13 protein-coding genes and 1 tRNA gene are annotated in these 18,834 nt (G+C 66.5%); all 14 read right to left on the bottom strand.

Features of this window, described 5'->3' with window-relative positions; translation table 11 throughout:
• Window positions 1-81: 81 nt before the first annotated feature.
• Window positions 82-1,272 (bottom strand): elongation factor Tu, encoded by a 1,191-nt coding sequence (gene tuf, locus H0E84_RS13450; protein WP_180678727.1) that lies wholly within the window; start codon window positions 1,270-1,272, stop codon window positions 82-84.
• Window positions 1,273-1,368: 96 nt separating this feature from the next.
• Window positions 1,369-3,459 (bottom strand): elongation factor G, encoded by a 2,091-nt coding sequence (gene fusA / locus H0E84_RS13445; RefSeq protein ID WP_180679171.1) that lies wholly within the window; start codon window positions 3,457-3,459, stop codon window positions 1,369-1,371.
• 168 nt (window positions 3,460-3,627) lie between these two features.
• Complete coding sequence (gene rpsG, locus H0E84_RS13440) at window positions 3,628-4,095, bottom strand: 30S ribosomal protein S7 (protein ID WP_180679170.1); 468 nt, start codon at window positions 4,093-4,095, stop codon at window positions 3,628-3,630.
• Between the two features lie 57 nt (window positions 4,096-4,152).
• The gene (rpsL, locus tag H0E84_RS13435; protein WP_180679169.1) at window positions 4,153-4,527 is read right to left on the bottom strand and encodes a 30S ribosomal protein S12; all 375 of its coding nucleotides are present in this window, start codon (window positions 4,525-4,527) and stop codon (window positions 4,153-4,155) included.
• A 345-nt stretch (window positions 4,528-4,872) separates the two neighbouring features.
• Window positions 4,873-9,114 carry a DNA-directed RNA polymerase subunit beta' gene (rpoC, locus tag H0E84_RS13430; protein WP_180679168.1) on the bottom strand — a complete coding sequence of 1,414 codons (4,242 nt, stop codon included), beginning with the start codon at window positions 9,112-9,114 and terminating at the stop codon, window positions 4,873-4,875.
• Between the two features lie 133 nt (window positions 9,115-9,247).
• The gene (gene rpoB, locus H0E84_RS13425) at window positions 9,248-13,405 is read right to left on the bottom strand and encodes a DNA-directed RNA polymerase subunit beta (RefSeq protein WP_180679167.1); all 4,158 of its coding nucleotides are present in this window, start codon (window positions 13,403-13,405) and stop codon (window positions 9,248-9,250) included.
• A gap of 333 nt (window positions 13,406-13,738) precedes the next feature.
• On the bottom strand, window positions 13,739-14,113 hold the full coding sequence (rplL, locus tag H0E84_RS13420; RefSeq protein WP_180679166.1) for a 50S ribosomal protein L7/L12: 375 nt from the start codon (window positions 14,111-14,113) through the stop codon (window positions 13,739-13,741).
• Window positions 14,114-14,189: 76 nt separating this feature from the next.
• Window positions 14,190-14,714: a 50S ribosomal protein L10 gene (gene rplJ / locus H0E84_RS13415; RefSeq protein WP_180679165.1), complete on the bottom strand. Its 525-nt coding sequence runs from the start codon at window positions 14,712-14,714 to the stop codon at window positions 14,190-14,192.
• A gap of 326 nt (window positions 14,715-15,040) precedes the next feature.
• Window positions 15,041-15,739 (bottom strand): 50S ribosomal protein L1, encoded by a 699-nt coding sequence (gene rplA / locus H0E84_RS13410; RefSeq protein WP_180679164.1) that lies wholly within the window; start codon window positions 15,737-15,739, stop codon window positions 15,041-15,043.
• Window positions 15,740-15,743: 4 nt separating this feature from the next.
• Complete coding sequence (gene rplK, locus H0E84_RS13405; RefSeq protein ID WP_180679163.1) at window positions 15,744-16,172, bottom strand: 50S ribosomal protein L11; 429 nt, start codon at window positions 16,170-16,172, stop codon at window positions 15,744-15,746.
• Window positions 16,173-16,324: 152 nt separating this feature from the next.
• On the bottom strand, window positions 16,325-16,897 hold the full coding sequence (gene nusG, locus H0E84_RS13400) for a transcription termination/antitermination protein NusG (protein ID WP_180679162.1): 573 nt from the start codon (window positions 16,895-16,897) through the stop codon (window positions 16,325-16,327).
• A gap of 17 nt (window positions 16,898-16,914) precedes the next feature.
• A complete protein-coding gene (gene secE, locus H0E84_RS13395; protein ID WP_180679161.1) occupies window positions 16,915-17,295 on the bottom strand; it encodes a preprotein translocase subunit SecE in 381 nt (126 codons plus the stop codon).
• Between the two features lie 34 nt (window positions 17,296-17,329).
• A tRNA-Trp gene (locus H0E84_RS13390) sits at window positions 17,330-17,405 on the bottom strand.
• 234 nt (window positions 17,406-17,639) lie between these two features.
• Entirely contained in the window at window positions 17,640-18,830 is a 1,191-nt protein-coding gene (gene tuf / locus H0E84_RS13385; RefSeq protein ID WP_180678727.1) for an elongation factor Tu, read from the bottom strand.
• Between the last annotated feature and the right edge of the window lie 4 nt (window positions 18,831-18,834).

The raw sequence follows: 18,834 nt of genomic DNA, 5'->3' as shown, positions 1-18,834 counted from the left end.
GGGGCGCGGGCCTGACCCCGGCCTGCACCGGGACGGCGCAGCGACAAAGGCGAGCGCGTCAGGCGCGCCCGCCGCGCTGCGTCACTTCAGGATCTTCGCCACCACGCCGGCGCCGACCGTCCGGCCGCCCTCGCGGATCGCGAAGCGCAGGCCCTCGTCCATCGCCACCGGGTTGATCAGCTCCACCACCATCTTCACGTTGTCGCCCGGCATCACCATCTCCGTGCCCTCCGGCAGCGTCACCGCGCCGGTGATGTCCGTGGTCCGGAAGTAGAACTGCGGACGGTAGCCCTTGAAGAACGGCGTGTGACGACCGCCCTCGTCCTTCGACAGCACGTACACCTCGGCCTCGAAGCTGGTGTGCGGCGCGATCGAACCCGGCTTGCACAGCACCTGCCCGCGCTCCACGTCGTCGCGCTTGGTGCCGCGAAGCAGCAGACCCGCGTTGTCGCCCGCCTGGCCCTGGTCCAGCAGCTTGCGGAACATCTCCACGCCCGTCACCGTGGTCTTCTGCGTCGCGCGGATCCCCACGATCTCGATCTCGTCGCCCACCTTGATGATCCCGCGCTCGATGCGCCCGGTCACCACCGTGCCGCGCCCGGAGATCGAGAACACGTCCTCCACCGGCATCAGGAACGGCTTGTCCACGTCGCGCTCGGGCTCCGGGATCCAGGTGTCCAGCGCCTCGACCAGCTTGATGATCGACGGCACGCCAATGTCGGTCTGATCGCCTTCCAGCGCGGAACGCGCCGAACCGGTGATGATCGGAGTGTCGTCGCCCGGAAACTCGTACTTGCTCAGCAGCTCGCGGACCTCCATCTCCACCAGCTCCAGCAGCTCGGCGTCGTCCACCAGGTCCGCCTTGTTCAGGTAGACCACGATGTACGGCACGCCGACCTGGCGCGCCAGCAGGATGTGCTCGCGCGTCTGCGGCATCGGACCGTCCGCGGCCGAACACACCAGGATCGCGCCGTCCATCTGCGCCGCACCGGTGATCATGTTCTTCACGTAGTCCGCGTGGCCCGGGCAGTCGACGTGCGCGTAGTGCCGGCTCTCCGACTCGTACTCCACGTGCGCCGTCGAAATCGTGATCCCGCGCGCCTTCTCTTCCGGCGCCGCGTCGATCGCGTCGTAGGCCTTGAACTCGCCGCCGAAACGCTCCGCACCGATCTTCGTCAGCGCCGCCGTCAGCGTCGTCTTGCCGTGGTCCACGTGACCGATCGTGCCCACGTTCACGTGGGGCTTGGTGCGCTCGAACTTACCCTTGGCCATGGTTTGCTCCGTAATTCGTGATTCGTGATTCGTGATTGGCGAAGGTGGGATCGTGGCTCTTCCGAATCACGAATCACCAATCACCAATCACGGCTTTCAGCCCTTCTTGGTAACCGTCTCGGCGATGTTCGTCGGCGCTTCGGCGTAGTGGTCGAACTCCATCGTGAAGGTGGCCCGGCCCTGCGACATCGAGCGCAGCGAGGTGGCATAGCCGAACATCTCGCCCAGCGGAATCATCGCATTGATGATCTTTCCCGAAGGGCTGTCGTCCTGGCCCTGCAAGATGCCGCGCCGGCGACTCACGTCGCCCATCACGTCGCCGAGATAATCCTCCGGCGTGACGATCTCGACCTTCATGATCGGCTCGAGCAGCACCGGGCTGGCCTTGTGGAAGCCTTCCTTGAAGCCCATCGAGCCGGCGATCTTGAACGCCATTTCCGAGGAGTCGACCTCGTGGTAGGAGCCGTCGACCAGCTTCACCTTCACGTCGACGATCGGGTAGCCCGCCATGATGCCGTTGGCGACCGCCTCCTGGATGCCCTTGTCGACAGCCGGGATGTACTCCTTGGGCACCACGCCGCCGACGATCGCGTTCTCGAACTCGTAGCCCTTGCCCTGCTCGTTCGGCGAAATCTCGAGCCAGACGTGGCCGAACTGGCCCTTGCCGCCCGACTGGCGGACGAACTTGCCCTCGGCCTTGACCGCCTTGCGGATGGTCTCGCGGTAGGCGACCTGCGGCTTGCCGACGTTGGCCTCGACGTTGAACTCGCGCTTCATGCGGTCGACGAGGATGTCCAGGTGCAGCTCGCCCATGCCGGAGATGATGGTCTGGCCGGATTCCTCGTCGGTCCGCACGCGGAACGACGGATCCTCCTGCGCCAGGCGGCCCAGCGCCAGGCCCATCTTCTCCTGGTCGGACTTGGTCTTCGGCTCCACCGCCATCGAGATGACGGGCTCCGGGAACACCATGCGCTCCAGGGTGATGATGTTGTCCTGCGCGCACAGGGTGTCGCCGGTGGTGACGTCCTTCAGGCCCACCGCAGCGGCGATGTCGCCGGCGCGCACTTCCTTGATCTCCTCGCGGTTGTTCGAGTGCATCTGCAGGATGCGGCCCACGCGCTCCTTCTTCGACTTGACCGGGTTGTAGACCTGGTCGCCGGAGTTGAGCACGCCCGAGTAGACGCGGAAGAAGGTCAGCGAACCGACGAACGGGTCGGTCATGATCTTGAACGCCAGCGCCGAGAACGACTCGGCATCGGTGGCCTTGCGCGACGCTTCCTTGTCGGAATCGTCGATGCCCTGCACCGGCGGGCGGTCGGACGGCGACGGCAGCAGCTGTACGACGCCGTCGAGCATGGCCTGCACGCCCTTGTTCTTGAACGCGCTGCCGCAGAACACCGGAATGATCTCGGTTTTCAGGGTGCGCTCGCGCAGGCCGGCCACGACCTCGTCCTCGGTGAGTTCCTCGCCGCCGAGGTACTTGTCCATCAGCGTCTCGTTGGCCTCGGCCGCGGCCTCGACCATGAAGTTGCGCGCCTGGGCGGCCTTGTCGGCCAGCTCGGCGGGAACGTCGCGGTACTCGAAGATCGTGCCCTGCGACGCCACGTCCCAGTGGATGTACTTCATCTTGATCAGGTCGATCACGCCCTCGAAGCCGTCCTCGGCGCCGACCGGCATCTGCATCGGCACCGGGTAGGCGCCCAGACGCGACTTGAGCTGCTCGACCACCTTGTCGAAGTTGGCGCCGGTCCGGTCCATCTTGTTGACGAACGCCAGGCGCGGCACCGAGTACTTGTTGGCCTGGCGCCACACGGTCTCGGACTGCGGCTGCACGCCGCCGACCGCGCACAGCACGAACACGGCGCCGTCGAGCACGCGCAGCGAGCGCTCCACCTCGATGGTGAAGTCGACGTGGCCGGGGGTGTCGATGATGTTGAGCCGGTATTCGGGCAGCGACTGGTCCATCCCCTTCCAGAACGCGGTGGTCGCGGCCGAGGTGATGGTGATGCCGCGCTCCTGCTCCTGCTCCATCCAGTCCATCACCGCGGCGCCGTCGTGGACTTCGCCGATCTTGTGGCTGACGCCGGTGTAGAACAGGATGCGCTCGGACGTGGTGGTCTTGCCGGCATCGATGTGGGCCATGATGCCGAAGTTGCGATAGCGTTCGATGGGAGTGGTACGAGCCACGGTCGTCTCTCGTCTCTGGGCCCGGCGAGGCCGGGCTGGAATGGCCGGACGCCGCCTCGAGGGCGGCTTCCGGATTCGCGTCGCGGCCGGACCGGCCGGACCGCTGATGGCGCCGCGCGGCTGCGCGCCGGGCGCCTGGACCGGGCGCCCCTCAGGGCGCCCGCGGGATCACCAGCGGTAGTGGGCGAACGCCTTGTTCGCTTCCGCCATGCGGTGGGTTTCCTCGCGCTTCTTGATCGCGCCGCCGCGGTTCTCGGAGGCGTCGACCAGTTCGGCGGCCAGCTTGCGCGGCATGGTGTTCTCGCCGCGCTTGCGCGCCGACTCGATCACCCAGCGCATCGCCAGCGCGGTGCGGCGCGAAGCGCGCACTTCGATCGGCACCTGGTAGGTGGCGCCGCCGACCCGACGGGACTTCACCTCTACGGCCGGGGACACGTTGCCCAGCGCCTTCTCGACCAGCTCGAGGGCGTTGCCGTTCTTCTCGCCGATGACGTCCATGGCGCCATACACGATCTTCTCGGCGACCGACTTCTTGCCGCTCTTCATGACCATGTTGATGAAGCGCGCGATCGTCTCGCTGCCGTGCTTGGGATCGGGCAGGACGTTGCGCTGCGGAGCAGAACCTTTACGGGACATGATGCAGACCTTGTTCTATCAATCTTAGATTCGGCGATTCGCTGAGGCGGATCGTGCTCAGCCCTTCGGACGCTTGGCGCCGTACTTGGAGCGCGCCTGCTTGCGCTTGGTCACGCCGGCCGCATCGAGCGAGCCGCGGACGGTGTGGTAGCGCACGCCCGGCAGGTCCTTGACGCGGCCGCCGCGGATCAACACCACCGAGTGCTCCTGCAGGTTGTGACCTTCGCCGCCGATATAGGAGATGACCTCGTAACCGTTGGTCAGGCGCACCTTGGCGACCTTGCGCAGGGCCGAGTTCGGCTTCTTCGGGGTCGTGGTGTAGACGCGCGTGCAGACGCCGCGACGCTGCGGGCAGTTCGCCAGCGCGGGCGAGGTGCTCTTGTAGGTCTCGGGGTTGCGCGGCTTCCGCACCAGCTGGTTGATCGTTGCCATCGTTTAGGGGTTCTGTCGTTGGGGCCGGGGCCCGTGCGTGAAAACGAAGGCAGGCCGGTACAACCCGGCCCGCCGAGACGGAAAAGTATAGCTGGCGCTGACGCATGGCGTCAACGCAAGGCCAACCTGCACACCCCGGGCACGCCGCTGGGGCGCGCCGGGAGACGGTTCCGCGTCAATCCCGCCCTTCCTGGGCCGAATACGAGGCGCGTCCCTGACGCCTCATTTCGTGATCTGGGACGGCCAAGAGGCCGTCGCTGTGTCCGCTGCCGTTATAGGCCCGGGACGCCGCATTGGCAAGTCCGGGACGGCACCGCCGCCCCGGCCCGCCGGGCCGGCGGCGTCCTACTCCGCGCCGCCGCTCCCGGCACCCTCGCCTCCGGCGGCCTCCTCGACGGCCGTCCCAGCCTCCGCGGCCACGGCCGGGCCGCCGGAGAGCGCTTCCATCTCCGACTCCGTCAGCCCGCTGGCGTCGCGACGGCGCTGGGTGTGGTAGGCCAGGCCGGTGCCCGCCGGGATCAACCGGCCGACGATCACGTTCTCCTTCAGGCCGCGCAGGCCGTCGCGGGTGCCGCGCACGGCGGCCTCGGTCAGCACGCGGGTGGTCTCCTGGAACGAGGCCGCGGAGATGAACGACTCGGTCGCCAGCGAGGCCTTGGTGATGCCCAGCAGCACCGGGTCGTACTTGGCCGGCAACTCGTTCTTCGACGTCAGCCTGGCGTTGTCCTCGATGACGCGCTGCTTCTCGACCTGCTCGCCCGCCAGGTAGCGGCTGTCGCCCGCGTCGGTGATCTCCACCTTGCGCAGCATCTGCCGGATGATGGTCTCGATGTGCTTGTCGTTGATCTTGACGCCCTGCAGGCGATAGACGTCCTGGATCTCCTTGACCAGGTAGGCGGCCAGCTCCTCGACGCCCTTCAGGCGCAGGATGTCCTGCGGGCTCGGCTCGCCGTCCACCACGGTCTCGCCCTTCTCCACGTGCTCGCCCTCGAACACGATGATCTGGCGGTACTTGGGAATCAGCTCCTCGTGCTCGTCGCCGTCAGGTCCCTTGATGATCAGGCGCTGCTTGCCCTTGGTGTCCTTGCCGAAGCTGACCACGCCGGACTTCTCCGCCAGGATCGCCGGATCCTTCGGCTTGCGGGCCTCGAACAGATCGGCCACGCGCGGCAGGCCGCCGGTGATGTCGCGGGTCTTGGAAGCCTCCTGCGGGATCTTGGCCACCACGTCGCCTACGCCCACGGCGTCGCCGTCCTGCAGGTTGACGATCGAGCGCGGCGGCAGCAGGTACTGCGCCGGCAGGTCGGTCCCGGGAATGGTCAGGTCGTTGCCCTTCTTGTCGACGATTCGCACCAGCGGGCGCAGGTCCTTGCCCTGCGAACCGCGGCGCTTGGGATCGGTGATCTCGCGCGACGCCAGGCCGGTCAGCTCGTCGGTCTTCTCGATCACGGTGACGCCGTCCACGAAGTCGACGAAGCGCATCGAGCCGGCGACCTCCGAAACGATCGGGTGGTTATGCGGATCCCAGCTGGCCACGGTCTGGCCGGCCTTGACCGCGGCGCCGTCCTTGACGTTGATCATCGCGCCGTAGGGCAGCTTGTAGCGCTCGCGCTCGCGGCCGTGGCCGTCGAGCACCGACAGCTCGCCGGAACGCGACACCGCGACCAGGCCGCCGCTGGCGTGATTGACCGACTTGAGGTTGTTGAACTTCACCGAGCCGGTGGTCTTGACCGTGACGTTGTCGATCGCGGCCGCACGCGACGCCGCGCCGCCGATGTGGAAGGTCCGCATCGTCAGCTGGGTGCCGGGCTCGCCGATCGACTGCGCGGCGACCACGCCGACCGCCTCGCCGTGGTTGACCAGGTGGCCGCGGCCGAGGTCGCGCCCGTAGCACTGGGCGCAGACGCCGAAGCTGCTTTCGCAGGTGATCGTCGAGCGCACCTTGATGGTCTGCACGCCCGCGTCCTCGAGCTTCTGCACCCAGGCTTCGTCGAGCAGGGTGTTGCGGGTGACGATGGGGTCCTCGTCGTCGCCGGGCAGGAACACGTCCTCGGCCACGATGCGGCCGAGCACGCGGTCGCGCAGCGGCTCGACCACGTCGCCGCCTTCGACGATCGGGGTCATGGTCAGGCCGGTGACGGTGCCGCAATCGGGCTCGGTGATCACCACGTCCTGGGCCACGTCGACCAGGCGGCGGGTCAGGTAGCCGGAGTTGGCGGTCTTGAGCGCCGTGTCCGCCAGGCCCTTGCGCGCGCCGTGGGTGGAGATGAAGTACTGCAGCACGTTCAGGCCTTCGCGGAAGTTCGCGGTGATCGGCGTCTCGATGATCGAGCCGTCCGGCTTGGCCATCAGTCCGCGCATGCCCGCCAGCTGGCGGATCTGCGCCTGCGAGCCGCGCGCGCCGGAGTCGGCCATGATGTAGACCGAGTTCATCGACTTCTGCGGCACCTGTTCGCCCTTGGCATTGGTGACGTGCTCGGTGCCGATCGCGTCCATCATCGCCTTGGCCACGCGCTCGTTGCAGCGCGACCAGATGTCGACGACCTTGTTGTAGCGCTCGCCGGCGGTCACCAGGCCCGACTGGTACTGCTGCTGGATCTCCAGCACCTCGGTCTCGGCCTCGGCCAGGATGCCCTTCTTCTCGTCGGGGATGGTCATGTCGTCGATGCCGATCGACACGCCGGCACGGGTCGCGTAGGCGAAACCGGTGTACATCAGCTTGTCGGCGAACACCACCGTGTCCTTCAGGCCCAGCAGGCGATAGCAGGAGTTGATCAGGCGGCTGATGTTCTTCTTGGTCAGCTCGACGTTGGCCAGCGAGAACGGCAGCGCCTCGGGCATGATCTCCATCAACAGCGCCCTGCCCACCGTGGTGTCGACGATGGAGACCTCCCGGGTCCTTTCGCCGTCCTCGGCGAGGACGGTCTGGGCGATGCGCACCTTGACCTTTGCGTGCAGCTCGACGACGCGGTGGTCGTACGCCCGCTTCACCTCCGCGATGTTGGCGAACACCATGCCCTCGCCCTTCTTGTTCTCGAGGGCGCGGGTCATGTAGTACAGGCCCAGCACCACGTCCTGCGACGGCACGATGATCGGCTCGCCGTTGGCGGGCGAGAGGATGTTGTTGGTCGACATCATCAGCGCGCGCGCTTCCAGCTGCGCCTCGAGGCTCAGCGGCACGTGCACGGCCATCTGGTCGCCGTCGAAGTCGGCGTTGAACGCGGTACAGACCAGCGGGTGCAGCTGGATCGCCTTGCCCTCGATCAGCACCGGCTCGAACGCCTGGATGCCCAGGCGATGCAGGGTCGGCGCGCGGTTGAGCAGCACCGGGTGCTCGCGGATCACCTCTTCCAGGATGTCCCAGACCTCGGCTTCCTCGCGCTCGACCAGCTTCTTGGCGGCCTTGATCGTGGTCGCCAGGCCGCGGCGCTGCAGCTTGGAGAAGATGAACGGCTTGAACAGCTCCAGCGCCATCTTCTTCGGCAGGCCGCACTCGTGCAGGCGCAGGGTCGGACCGACCACGATGACCGAGCGGCCCGAGTAGTCCACGCGCTTGCCGAGCAGGTTCTGGCGGAACCGGCCCTGCTTGCCCTTGATCATGTCGGCCAGCGACTTGAGGGGGCGCTTGTTGGTGCCGGTGATGGCGCGGCCGCGGCGGCCGTTGTCCATCAGCGCATCCACCGACTCCTGCAGCATGCGCTTCTCGTTGCGCACGATGATGTCGGGCGCGTTGAGCTCCAGCAGACGGCGCAGCCGGTTGTTGCGGTTGATGACCCGGCGGTACAGATCGTTGAGGTCGGAGGTCGCGAAGCGGCCGCCGTCCAGCGGCACCAGCGGGCGCAGGTCCGGCGGCAGCACCGGCAGCACCGTCATGATCATCCACTCCGGGCGGTTCCCGGACTCGACGAAGGCCTCGACCAGCTTGATGCGCTTGGTCAGGCGCTTGAGCTTGGTCTCGGACCCGGTGGCGGCGATGTCCTCCTTGAGCTTGATCATCTCGGCCTGCAGGTCGATCGTGCGCAGCAGGTCGTAGACGGCCTCGGCGCCCATCGCGGCGTCGAAATCGTCGCCGTGCTCCTGGCGCATCTGCATGAACTGCTCTTCGTTGAGCAGCTGGCCGCGCTCGAGCGGGGTCAGGCCCGGCTCGGTGACCACGTAGGCCTCGAAATAGAGGATCCGCTCGATGTCGCGCAGGGTCATGTCCAGCATCAGGCCGATGCGCGAGGGCAGCGACTTGAGGAACCAGATGTGGGCGACCGGCGATGCCAGGTCGATGTGGCCCATGCGCTCGCGGCGGACCTTGGCCAGGGTGACCTCGGTGCCGCACTTCTCGCACACCACGCCGCGGTGCTTCATGCGCTTGTACTTGCCGCACAGGCACTCGTAGTCCTTCACCGGCCCGAAGATGGCGGCGCAGAACAGCCCGTCGCGCTCCGGCTTGAAGGTGCGGTAGTTGATGGTCTCCGGCTTCTTGACCTCGCCGTAGGACCACGAACGGATCATGTCCGGCGACGCCAGCGCGATCTTGATCGCATCGAAATCGAGCGTCGGGCGCTGCTGGTTGAACAGGTTCAGTAGGTCTTTCATTAGAAATCTCCGGGAATCGGGAATCGAGAATCGGGAATGGTTCAAGGCGGGGAATCAGAGGTTTTAGGCGATCGTCGGCAGTTGCAGCCCTTGCTCTGACGATTCCCGATTCTCGATTCCCCATTCCCGGTTCTCAGTGCTCCTCGAGCTCCATGTTGATGGCCAGCGAGCGGATTTCCTTGACCAGGACGTTGAAGGACTCGGGCATGCCGGCGACCATCTCGTGCTCGCCGTCGACGATGTTCTTGTACATCTGGTTGCGGCCCTGCACGTCGTCGGACTTCACCGTCAGCATCTCCTGCAGCGTGTACGCCGCGCCGTAGGCCTCCAGCGCCCAGACCTCCATCTCGCCGAAGCGCTGGCCGCCGAACTGCGCCTTGCCGCCAAGCGGCTGCTGGGTGACCAGCGAGTACGGGCCGGTCGAACGCGCGTGCATCTTGTCGTCGACCAGGTGGTTGAGCTTCAGCATGTGCATGTAGCCCACGGTCACCTTGCGCTCGAAGGCATCGCCGGTGCGTCCGTCGTACAGCTGGGTCTGGCCGCTGGTCGGCAGATCGGCGAGCTCGAGCATCAGCTTGATCTCCGACTCCGCCGCGCCGTCGAACACCGGGGTCGCCATCGGCACGCCGTCGGTGAGGTTGCCGGCCAGCTGCAGCAGCTCGGCGTCGCTGAACTGCTTCAGATCGACCCGCTCGCCGTTCAGCTTGCTGTCGTGGTTGTAGATCTGGTCGAGGAAGGCGCGCAGCTCGCTCACCTTCGCCTGCGCATCGAGCATGCGCTGGATCTTCTGACCCAGGCCCTTGGCGGCCCAGCCCAGATGGGTCTCGAGGATCTGGCCGATGTTCATGCGGCTCGGCACGCCCAGCGGGTTGAGCACGATGTCCACCGAGCTGCCGTCGGCCATGTAGGGCATGTCCTCGACCGGCACGATGTTGGAGATCACGCCCTTGTTGCCGTGGCGGCCCGCCATCTTGTCGCCGGGCTGGATGCGGCGCTTCACCGCCAGGAACACCTTGACCATCTTGAGCACACCCGGGGCGAGGTCGTCGCCCTGGGTGATCTTGCCGCGCTTGTCCTCGAAGCGCAGGTCGAACTCCTTGCGATGGGCCTCGATCTGCTTCTGGGCGCGCTCGATCGCCTCGACCGCGTCCGCGTCCTTCATGCGGATCGCGAACCAGTCCGACTTCTTCAGCCCGTCCAGGTACTCGTCGCCGATCGCGTCGCCCTTCTTCAGGCCGGGGCCGCCGTTGGCGACCTTGCCGACGATCTGCGAGCGCAGCCGCGCATAGATCGCGCCCTCGAGGATGCGGAACTGGTCGTCGAAGTCCTTCTTGACGCGCTTGATCTCGTTTTCCTCGATCTGGCGCGCGCGCTTGTCCTTCTCGATGCCGTCGCGGGTGAAGACCTGCACGTCGATGACGGTGCCGTCCATCCCCGGCGGCACCCGCAGCGAGCTGTCCTTCACGTCCGAGGCCTTCTCGCCGAAGATCGCCCGCAGCAGCTTCTCCTCCGGCGTCAGCTGGCTCTCGCCCTTCGGCGTGACCTTGCCCACCATGATGTCGCCGGCGCGCACTTCGGCGCCGATGTAGACCACACCGGACTCGTCGAGGCGGTTGAGCGCCTGCTCGGAGACGTTGGGGATGTCCGCCGAGATCTCCTCCGGGCCCAGCTTGGTGTCGCGGGCCACGCAGGTCAGCTCCTCGATGTGGATCGTGGTGTAGCGATCCTCCTCGACCACGCGCTCGGAGAGCAGGATCGAGTCCTCGAAGTTGTAGCCGTTCCAGGGCATGAACGCCACCAGCATGTTCTGTCCCAGGGCCAGCTCGCCGATGTCGGTCGAGGGACCGTCGGCCAGCACGTCGCCGCGCGCGATCACGTCGCCCACGTTCACCAGCGGACGCTGGTTGATGCAGGTGTTCTGGTTGGAGCGGGTGTACTTGATCAGCGAGTAGATGTCGACGCCGGCATCGTGCTCGCCGGAGATCTCCCCCTCGTTGGCCTTGACCACCACGCGTCCCGCGTCGACCTGCTCGACCACGCCGCCGCGACGGGCGTTCACGGTCACGCCGGAGTCGCGCGCGACCGCCCGCTCGATGCCGGTGCCGACCAGCGGCTTCTGGGCGCGCAGCGTCGGCACCGCCTGGCGCTGCATGTTGGCGCCCATCAGCGCGCGGTTGGCGTCGTCGTGCTCCAGGAACGGCACCAGCGCCGCCGCGACCGACACGGTCTGCATCGGCGAGACGTCCATGAAGTCGACCTCGGACGGCGGCTTGAGCAGCGACTCGCCCTGGTAGCGGCAGTCGACGAACTGCGCGTCGAGCCTGCCGTCGGCGTCCTGCGGCGCGTTGGCCTGGGCGATGACGTACTCGTTCTCCTCGATCGCCGAGAGGAACTCGATCTCGTCGGTCACCTTGCCGCCCACGACCTTGCGGTACGGGGTCTCGAGGAACCCGTAGCGGTTGGTGCGGGCGAACACCGCCAGCGAGTTGATCAGGCCGATGTTGGGGCCTTCCGGCGTCTCGATGGTGCAGACGCGGCCGTAGTGGGTCGGGTGCACGTCGCGCACCTCGAAGCCGGCACGCTCGCGGGTCAGGCCGCCCGGCCCGAGCGCCGAAACGCGGCGCTTGTGGGTGACCTCCGACAACGGGTTGTTCTGGTCCATGAACTGCGACAGCTGCGAGGAGCCGAAGAACTCCTTGACCGCGGCGGCCACCGGCTTGGCGTTGATCAGCTCCTGCGGGGTCAGGCCATCGGCCTCGGCCATGGTCAGGCGCTCGCGCACGGCACGCTCCACGCGCACCAGGCCGACGCGGAACACGTTCTCGGCCATCTCGCCGACCGAACGCACGCGACGGTTGCCGAGGTGGTCGATGTCGTCCACGGTGCCGCGGCCGTTGCGGATCTCGGTCAGCACCTTGATCACGTCGAGGATGTCGGAGCTGTCGCCGAACTGCTCGCGCAGCTTGGCCGAATCCTCGTCCTTGCGCTCGGCGTAGTAGTGCGAGTCGTACAGCACCGAGGCGCCTTCGGTCTCCTTGCGGCCGAGCCGGCGGTTGAACTTCATCCGGCCCACGCCCGACAGGTCGTAGCGGTCGAAGGTGAAGAACAGGTTGTGGAACAAGTTCTGCGCGGCGTCCTTGGTCGGCGGCTCGCCGGGGCGCATCATGCGGTAGATCTCGACCAGCGCCTCGAGTTGGGTCTTGGTCGGGTCGATGCGCAGGGTGTTGGAGATGTAGGGGCCGCGGTCCAGGTCGTTGACCCAGATGGTGCCCACGGTCTCGACGCCGGCCTTGCGGAACGCGGCCAGCTGCTCGTCGCTGATCTCGTCGTTGGAGGTGGCCAGCAGCTCGCCGGTGGCCGGGTCGATCACGTCGTGCGAGAGGATGCGACCGAGCAGGTACTCGTCGGGCACCGCCAGCGCCTCGATCCCGGACTGCTCGAGCTGGCGAATGTGGCGCGCGGTGATGCGCTTGCCGGCCTCGACGATGACCTGCTCGCCGTCGGCCAGGTCGAAATCAAGGGTCTCGCCGCGCAGGCGCTCGGGCACCAGCTCCAGCTGTACGCCTTCGCTCGGATCGACGTGAAAGGTGTTGATCTCGAAGAATTCGTTCAGCATCTCCTGGTTGGAGTAGCCGAGCGCGCGCAGCAGGATCGTCACCGGCAGCTTGCGGCGGCGGTCGATACGGGTGAACAGCGCGTCCTTCGGGTCGAACTCGAAGTCCAGCCAGGAACCGCGATAGGGAATGATGCGAGCGCTGTACAGCAGCTTGCCCGAGCTGTGGGTCTTGCCGCGATCGTGGTCGAAGAACACGCCGGGCGACCGGTGCAGCTGCGAGACGATGACGCGTTCGGTGCCGTTGACGATGAAGGTTCCGTTCTCGGTCATGAGCGGGATCTCGCCCATGTAGACTTCCTGCTCCTTCACGTACTTGATGGCCTTGCTCGACGACTCGCGGTCGTAGATGACCAGGCGCACCGTGACGCGCAGTGGCGCGCCGTAGCTGAGGCCGCGGTTGCGGCACTCGCGCTCGTCGAACACCGGCTCGCCGAGCTTGTAGCCGACGTACTCGAGGGCGGCATAGCCGTTGTAGCTGACGATCGGGAACACCGACTTCAGCGCGGCATGCAGGCCGCGGTCGTCGCGCTTGGCGGGCTCGATGTTGGCCTGCAGGAACTCGCGGTAGGAGTCGACCTGGATCGCGAGCAGGAAGGGGACCTCGAGGATGGTCCGGCGCTTGCCGAAGTCCTTGCGGATGCGCTTCTTCTCGGTGAACGAATACGATGTCGTCATGGGGAATGACCGCCTTTGGCATCTGCGAACCGCGCGTCCGCGGTTCTGGGGGGATCAATGTCTGACCGGGTAAATCGCCAGTGGGAAGTCGCTGGTATTGCCGGCACCAGCACGCCCTCTCCCGCTACTTCCTACTGTCGACTCGATAGGGCCGGGAATCGGGAATGGAGAATCGGGAATCGTTGAAAGCCAAAAAAGCGACCGGCTCTTCTGCTCTCGCCATTCCCGATTCCCTATTCCCGATTCCCGACCTTGCAACAACGACCGAAGGCCGGGGGCTTTCGCCCCCAGCCTCGGCTGGTCGCCCGATGGAACCGGCGACGCAACTAACGCTTACTTCAGCTCGGCGGTGGCGCCGGCGGCCTCGAGGTCCTTCTTGAACTTCTCGGCCTCGTCCTTCGACACGCCTTCCTTCACTTCCTTCGGCGCGCTCTCGACCAGGTCCTTGGCTTCCTTCAGGCCCAGGCCGGTGATCGCGCGGACCACCTTGATGACCTCGACCTTCTTCTCGCCGGTGGCCTTCAGGAGCACGGTGAACTCGGTCTGCTCCTCGACCGGAGCGGCGGCGGCGGCGGGGCCGGCAGCCACGGCGACCGGGGCGGCGGCGGAGACGCCGAACTTCTCTTCCATCGCCTTCACCAGCTCCATCACCTCGAGGAGGGTCTTGGTGCTGATGGCTTCGATGATTTCTTCATTCGAAAGGGACATCGTGATTACCTCTGTTAGCTAACTTGGAAACGGCTGTTTGATGTGGAACTCGGATACCGAACTGTGACTGGTCGCCCTAAGCCGCTTTGCTCTGACCGACCGCGTTGGTGACGCGAGCGATCTGCGAGGCGGGCTCGGACAGCAGCCGCACCAGCATGGTGGCCGGCTGGGCCATGACGCTGAGCAGCATCGACAGCGCCTGATCGCGGGTCGGCAGCGACGCCAGGACATCCACATGGGAGCCCGGGTACTTCTGCCCGCCCATCGAGACCAGACGCGGCTTCAGCTTGTCGTTCGCCTTGGCGAACTCCTTGATCAGACGTCCGGCCGCACCGGGGTCCTGCTCAGAAAAGGCATACAGCAGAGGACCGGTCAGCTCGTCCTTGACGACGGCGTAATCGGTGTTCTCCACTGCGCGCGAGACCAGCGTGTTCTTGGCTACTTTCAGAAACACGCCTTCCTGGCGCGCCTTTTGGCGCAGGTCGGTCAACTGCGCGACCGTCAGACCCACGTACTCGGCGGCAACCAGCGAGTGCGCCTTGCCGGCGACCTCGGCCAGTTCGGCAACGACTTCCTTCTTCTGGTTCAGATTCAGAGCCATTGCATTCTCCTGACTACTTTTTCCGCCCGTCCGGATCCTCGTCGGGGCGGCCCTTGATCCGCATCGGTCCTTCGATGCGGCGAACGCCGGAGCGTTCACGGTTGGCAGCCGTTTCCAGATTTCCACTGGAGGGTCGGCGACCATCTACGCAGGCCCTTTCGCGCTCTCGCGCTCCGGGATTAAGCGATCCACGCGTACGGCGACGGCGATTCCCTGCCGGTCGAGCCTCCTTGCCCGTCGTCGCCGCAGCGCAGGCCGCGCCTGCGGTCTTTGACGGCGCCGCGCCGGGCCAAAGCCCGTTGCGATGCCCTCAAAATTTCAGTTCGTCACTTCAACGACAGCGACGACTGGTCCACGGCGACGCCGGGACCCATGGTCGAGCTGATCGAGATCTTCTGCAGGTAGGTGCCCTTGGCGGTGGCGGGCTTGGCCTTGACCAGGTCCGCCAGCAGCGCCTGCAGATTCTCCTGCAGCTTGCCGTCCTCGAAATCGGCCTTGCCGATCGTGCAGTGGATGATGCCGGCCTTGTCGGTGCGGTAGCGCACCTGGCCGCCCTTGGCGTTCTTGACCGCCTCGCCCGGGTTCGGCGAGACCGTGCCGACCTTCGGGTTCGGCATCAGGCCGCGCGGACCGAGCAGCGTGCCGAGCTTGCCGACCACACGCATCGCGTCCGGCGTGGCGATGACCACATCGTAGCTCAGGTCGCCGCCATGCATCTTCTCGGCCAGGTCCTCCATGCCCACGGCATCGGCGCCTGCAGCCAACGCCTCCTCGGCCTTGGCGCCGGCGGGGGCGAACACCGCCACGCGCACGGTCTTTCCGGTACCGGCGGGCAGCACGGTCGAACCGCGCACCTGCTGGTCGGACTTGCGGGCGTCGACGCCGAGCCGCACGGCCACGTCGACCGCCTCGTTGAACTTCACCTTGCTGTGATCCTTGACGATCTTCAACGCCTGCTCGATCGGATAGGCCTTGCCGGGTTCCACCGCGGTGGCGCTCGCCTTCTGTCGCTTGGTCTGCTTCATGTCCTCAGCCCTCCACCGTCAGGCCCATGCTGCGGGCCGAGCCCGCGATCGTGCGCACCGCCGCTTCCAGGTCGGCCGCGGTCAGGTCCGGTTCCTTCGCCTTGGCGATCTCTTCCAGCTGCTTGCGCGTCACCTTGCCCACCTTCTCGGTGTTGGGGCGCTTGGAGCCGGACTGGATGCCGACCGCCTTCTTCAGCAGCACCGTCGCCGGGGGCGTCTTGGTGATGAAGGTGAAGGTGCGGTCGGAGTAGGCGGTGATCACGGTGGGGATCGGCAGACCCGGCTCGAGCTTCTGCGTGGCGGCGTTGAACGCCTTGCAGAACTCCATGATGTTCAGGCCGCGCTGACCCAGGGCGGGACCGACCGGCGGGCTCGGATTGGCCTGCCCGGCCTTGACCTGCAGCTTGATGTAACCGACGACTTTCTTTGCCATTGTTGCTTCTCCTCGGGTTCGAACGCTTCGGAGCCATCATCGGCTCGTGCAGCTCCCCGTCGCTTTGAATGGGAATCGGGAATCGGGAATGGAGAATCGTGAAAGCCAGAGCTTTTATCGATTCCCGATTCCCGATTCCCCATCCCGGCTACTCAGGCCTTCTCCACCTGGCCGAACTCCAGCTCGACCGGCGTGGAACGCCCGAAAATCAGCACCGCCACACGCAGGCGGCTCTTCTCGTAGTTGACTTCCTCGACCACGCCGTTGAAGTCGTTGAACGGTCCGTCGGTGACGCGCACCATCTGGCCCGGCTCGAACAGCACCTTGGGCCGCGGCTTCTCCACGCCCTCGGCCACGCGCTGGAGGATCGCGTCGGCCTCGCTGTCGCTGATCGGCAGCGGACGGTCCGCGGTGCCGCCGATGAAGCCCATCACCTTCGGCGTTTCCTTGATCAGGTGCCAGCTTTCGCTGTCGATGCGCGGGATGCCGCTCTCCTCGTGCGTGGCGATCTGCACCAGCACGTAGCCGGGGAAGAACTTGCGCTCGGAGCGGCGCTTCTGACCGGCGCGCATCTCCACCACTTCCTCGGTGGGCACCAGCACGTCGCCGAAGCGGTCCTGCATCTCGGACCGCACGATGCGGTCGCGCAGCGCTTGAGCCACCGACTTTTCGAAGCCGGAGTAGGCGTGCACAACGTACCAGCGCTTGTCGCCTTGCGTTTCCATCGAATCCGAACTCTCCGTCATTGCCCGAGGAACAGCCGCAGCAGCCACTGGATCACGCCGTCGAAGCCCGCCAGGATCAGCGCGATGATGACCACGGCGATGATCACCACCCAGCTCATCCGCACCGCTTCCTGGCGCGTCGGCCAGACCACCTTGCGCAGCTCGAACCGCGTTTCCGAAAGGAACTCGCGGGTTTCCACGCCCTTGCCGCTGGTCAGGAACACCACCGCGCCGGCGACCACGCCCGCCGCCACGGCCAGCACCCGCGCCGGCGCCGGCCACTGGCCGTCGAACCAGTAGAACGCGAACACGCCGGCGACCACCAGCAGCAGCGCAAGCGCGTACTTGACGATGTCGCCGCTCGAGGCGCCCTTGGGTTGTTCGACTCTGCTGTTCATTCGCTTCGGTGCGGGCCTTCGTTTTCCGTAGAGGTGGCACGCCAGGAGGGACTCGAACCCCCAACCTGCGGTTTTGGAGACCGCTGCTCTGCCAATTGAGCTACTGGCGTATCGGTACGTTTCCCTGCCGGGTTCCTTGAGACGGCGAAGGCGGACCGAAGTTCTCGGCCCGCCGTTCGCCTCGTCCCCTGTCGCTTTCCACCGTGGGCGGACGGCGCAGGGGGCTTGGGTCTTGCTTCGGTGGTTGTGGACCTGCGCCTTTGGGGGCGCGGGCCTGACCCCGGCCTGCACCGGGACGGCGCAGCGACAAAGGCGAGCGCGTCAGGCGCGCCCGCCGCGCTGCGTCACTTCAGGATCTTCGCCACCACGCCGGCGCCGACCGTCCGGCCGCCCTCGCGGATCGCGAAGCGCAGGCCCTCGTCCATCGCCACCGGGTTGATCAGCTCCACCACCATCTTCACGTTGTCGCCCGGCATCACCATCTCCGTGCCCTCCGGCAGCGTCACCGCGCCGGTGATGTCCGTGGTCCGGAAGTAGAACTGCGGACGGTAGCCCTTGAAGAACGGCGTGTGACGACCGCCCTCGTCCTTCGACAGCACGTACACCTCGGCCTCGAAGCTGGTGTGCGGCGCGATCGAACCCGGCTTGCACAGCACCTGCCCGCGCTCCACGTCGTCGCGCTTGGTGCCGCGAAGCAGCAGACCCGCGTTGTCGCCCGCCTGGCCCTGGTCCAGCAGCTTGCGGAACATCTCCACGCCCGTCACCGTGGTCTTCTGCGTCGCGCGGATCCCCACGATCTCGATCTCGTCGCCCACCTTGATGATCCCGCGCTCGATGCGCCCGGTCACCACCGTGCCGCGCCCGGAGATCGAGAACACGTCCTCCACCGGCATCAGGAACGGCTTGTCCACGTCGCGCTCGGGCTCCGGGATCCAGGTGTCCAGCGCCTCGACCAGCTTGATGATCGACGGCACGCCAATGTCGGTCTGATCGCCTTCCAGCGCGGAACGCGCCGAACCGGTGATGATCGGAGTGTCGTCGCCCGGAAACTCGTACTTGCTCAGCAGCTCGCGGACCTCCATCTCCACCAGCTCCAGCAGCTCGGCGTCGTCCACCAGGTCCGCCTTGTTCAGGTAGACCACGATGTACGGCACGCCGACCTGGCGCGCCAGCAGGATGTGCTCGCGCGTCTGCGGCATCGGACCGTCCGCGGCCGAACACACCAGGATCGCGCCGTCCATCTGCGCCGCACCGGTGATCATGTTCTTCACGTAGTCCGCGTGGCCCGGGCAGTCGACGTGCGCGTAGTGCCGGCTCTCCGACTCGTACTCCACGTGCGCCGTCGAAATCGTGATCCCGCGCGCCTTCTCTTCCGGCGCCGCGTCGATCGCGTCGTAGGCCTTGAACTCGCCGCCGAAACGCTCCGCACCGATCTTCGTCAGCGCCGCCGTCAGCGTCGTCTTGCCGTGGTCCACGTGACCGATCGTGCCCACGTTCACGTGGGGCTTGGTGCGCTCGAACTTACCCTTGGCCATGGTT

Origin of the sequence: Luteimonas salinisoli (assembly GCF_013425525.1) — a bacterium.
GTDB lineage: Bacteria > Pseudomonadota > Gammaproteobacteria > Xanthomonadales > Xanthomonadaceae > Luteimonas > Luteimonas salinisoli.
The sequence above is the reverse complement of the archived record's forward strand: the minus strand, read 5'-3'. Positions and strand labels throughout refer to the sequence as shown.

Bases quoted from the DNA above. Each gene is read 5' to 3' on its own strand.
- tuf (WP_180678727.1), bottom strand. From the start codon at position 18,830: ATGGCCAAGGGTAAGTTCGAGCGCACCAAGCCCCACGTGAACGTGGGC.
- rplK (WP_180679163.1), bottom strand. From the start codon at position 16,172: ATGGCAAAGAAAGTCGTCGGTTACATCAAGCTGCAGGTCAAGGCCGGG.
- rpoB (WP_180679167.1), bottom strand. From the start codon at position 13,405: ATGACGACATCGTATTCGTTCACCGAGAAGAAGCGCATCCGCAAGGAC.
- rpsG (WP_180679170.1), bottom strand. From the start codon at position 4,095: ATGTCCCGTAAAGGTTCTGCTCCGCAGCGCAACGTCCTGCCCGATCCC.
- rplL (WP_180679166.1), bottom strand. From the start codon at position 14,113: ATGTCCCTTTCGAATGAAGAAATCATCGAAGCCATCAGCACCAAGACC.
- rpoC (WP_180679168.1), bottom strand. From the start codon at position 9,114: ATGAAAGACCTACTGAACCTGTTCAACCAGCAGCGCCCGACGCTCGAT.
- rplA (WP_180679164.1), bottom strand. From the start codon at position 15,739: ATGAAGCAGACCAAGCGACAGAAGGCGAGCGCCACCGCGGTGGAACCC.
- rplJ (WP_180679165.1), bottom strand. From the start codon at position 14,714: ATGGCTCTGAATCTGAACCAGAAGAAGGAAGTCGTTGCCGAACTGGCC.
- tuf (WP_180678727.1), bottom strand. From the start codon at position 1,272: ATGGCCAAGGGTAAGTTCGAGCGCACCAAGCCCCACGTGAACGTGGGC.
- nusG (WP_180679162.1), bottom strand. From the start codon at position 16,897: ATGGAAACGCAAGGCGACAAGCGCTGGTACGTTGTGCACGCCTACTCC.
- rpsL (WP_180679169.1), bottom strand. From the start codon at position 4,527: ATGGCAACGATCAACCAGCTGGTGCGGAAGCCGCGCAACCCCGAGACC.
- secE (WP_180679161.1), bottom strand. From the start codon at position 17,295: ATGAACAGCAGAGTCGAACAACCCAAGGGCGCCTCGAGCGGCGACATC.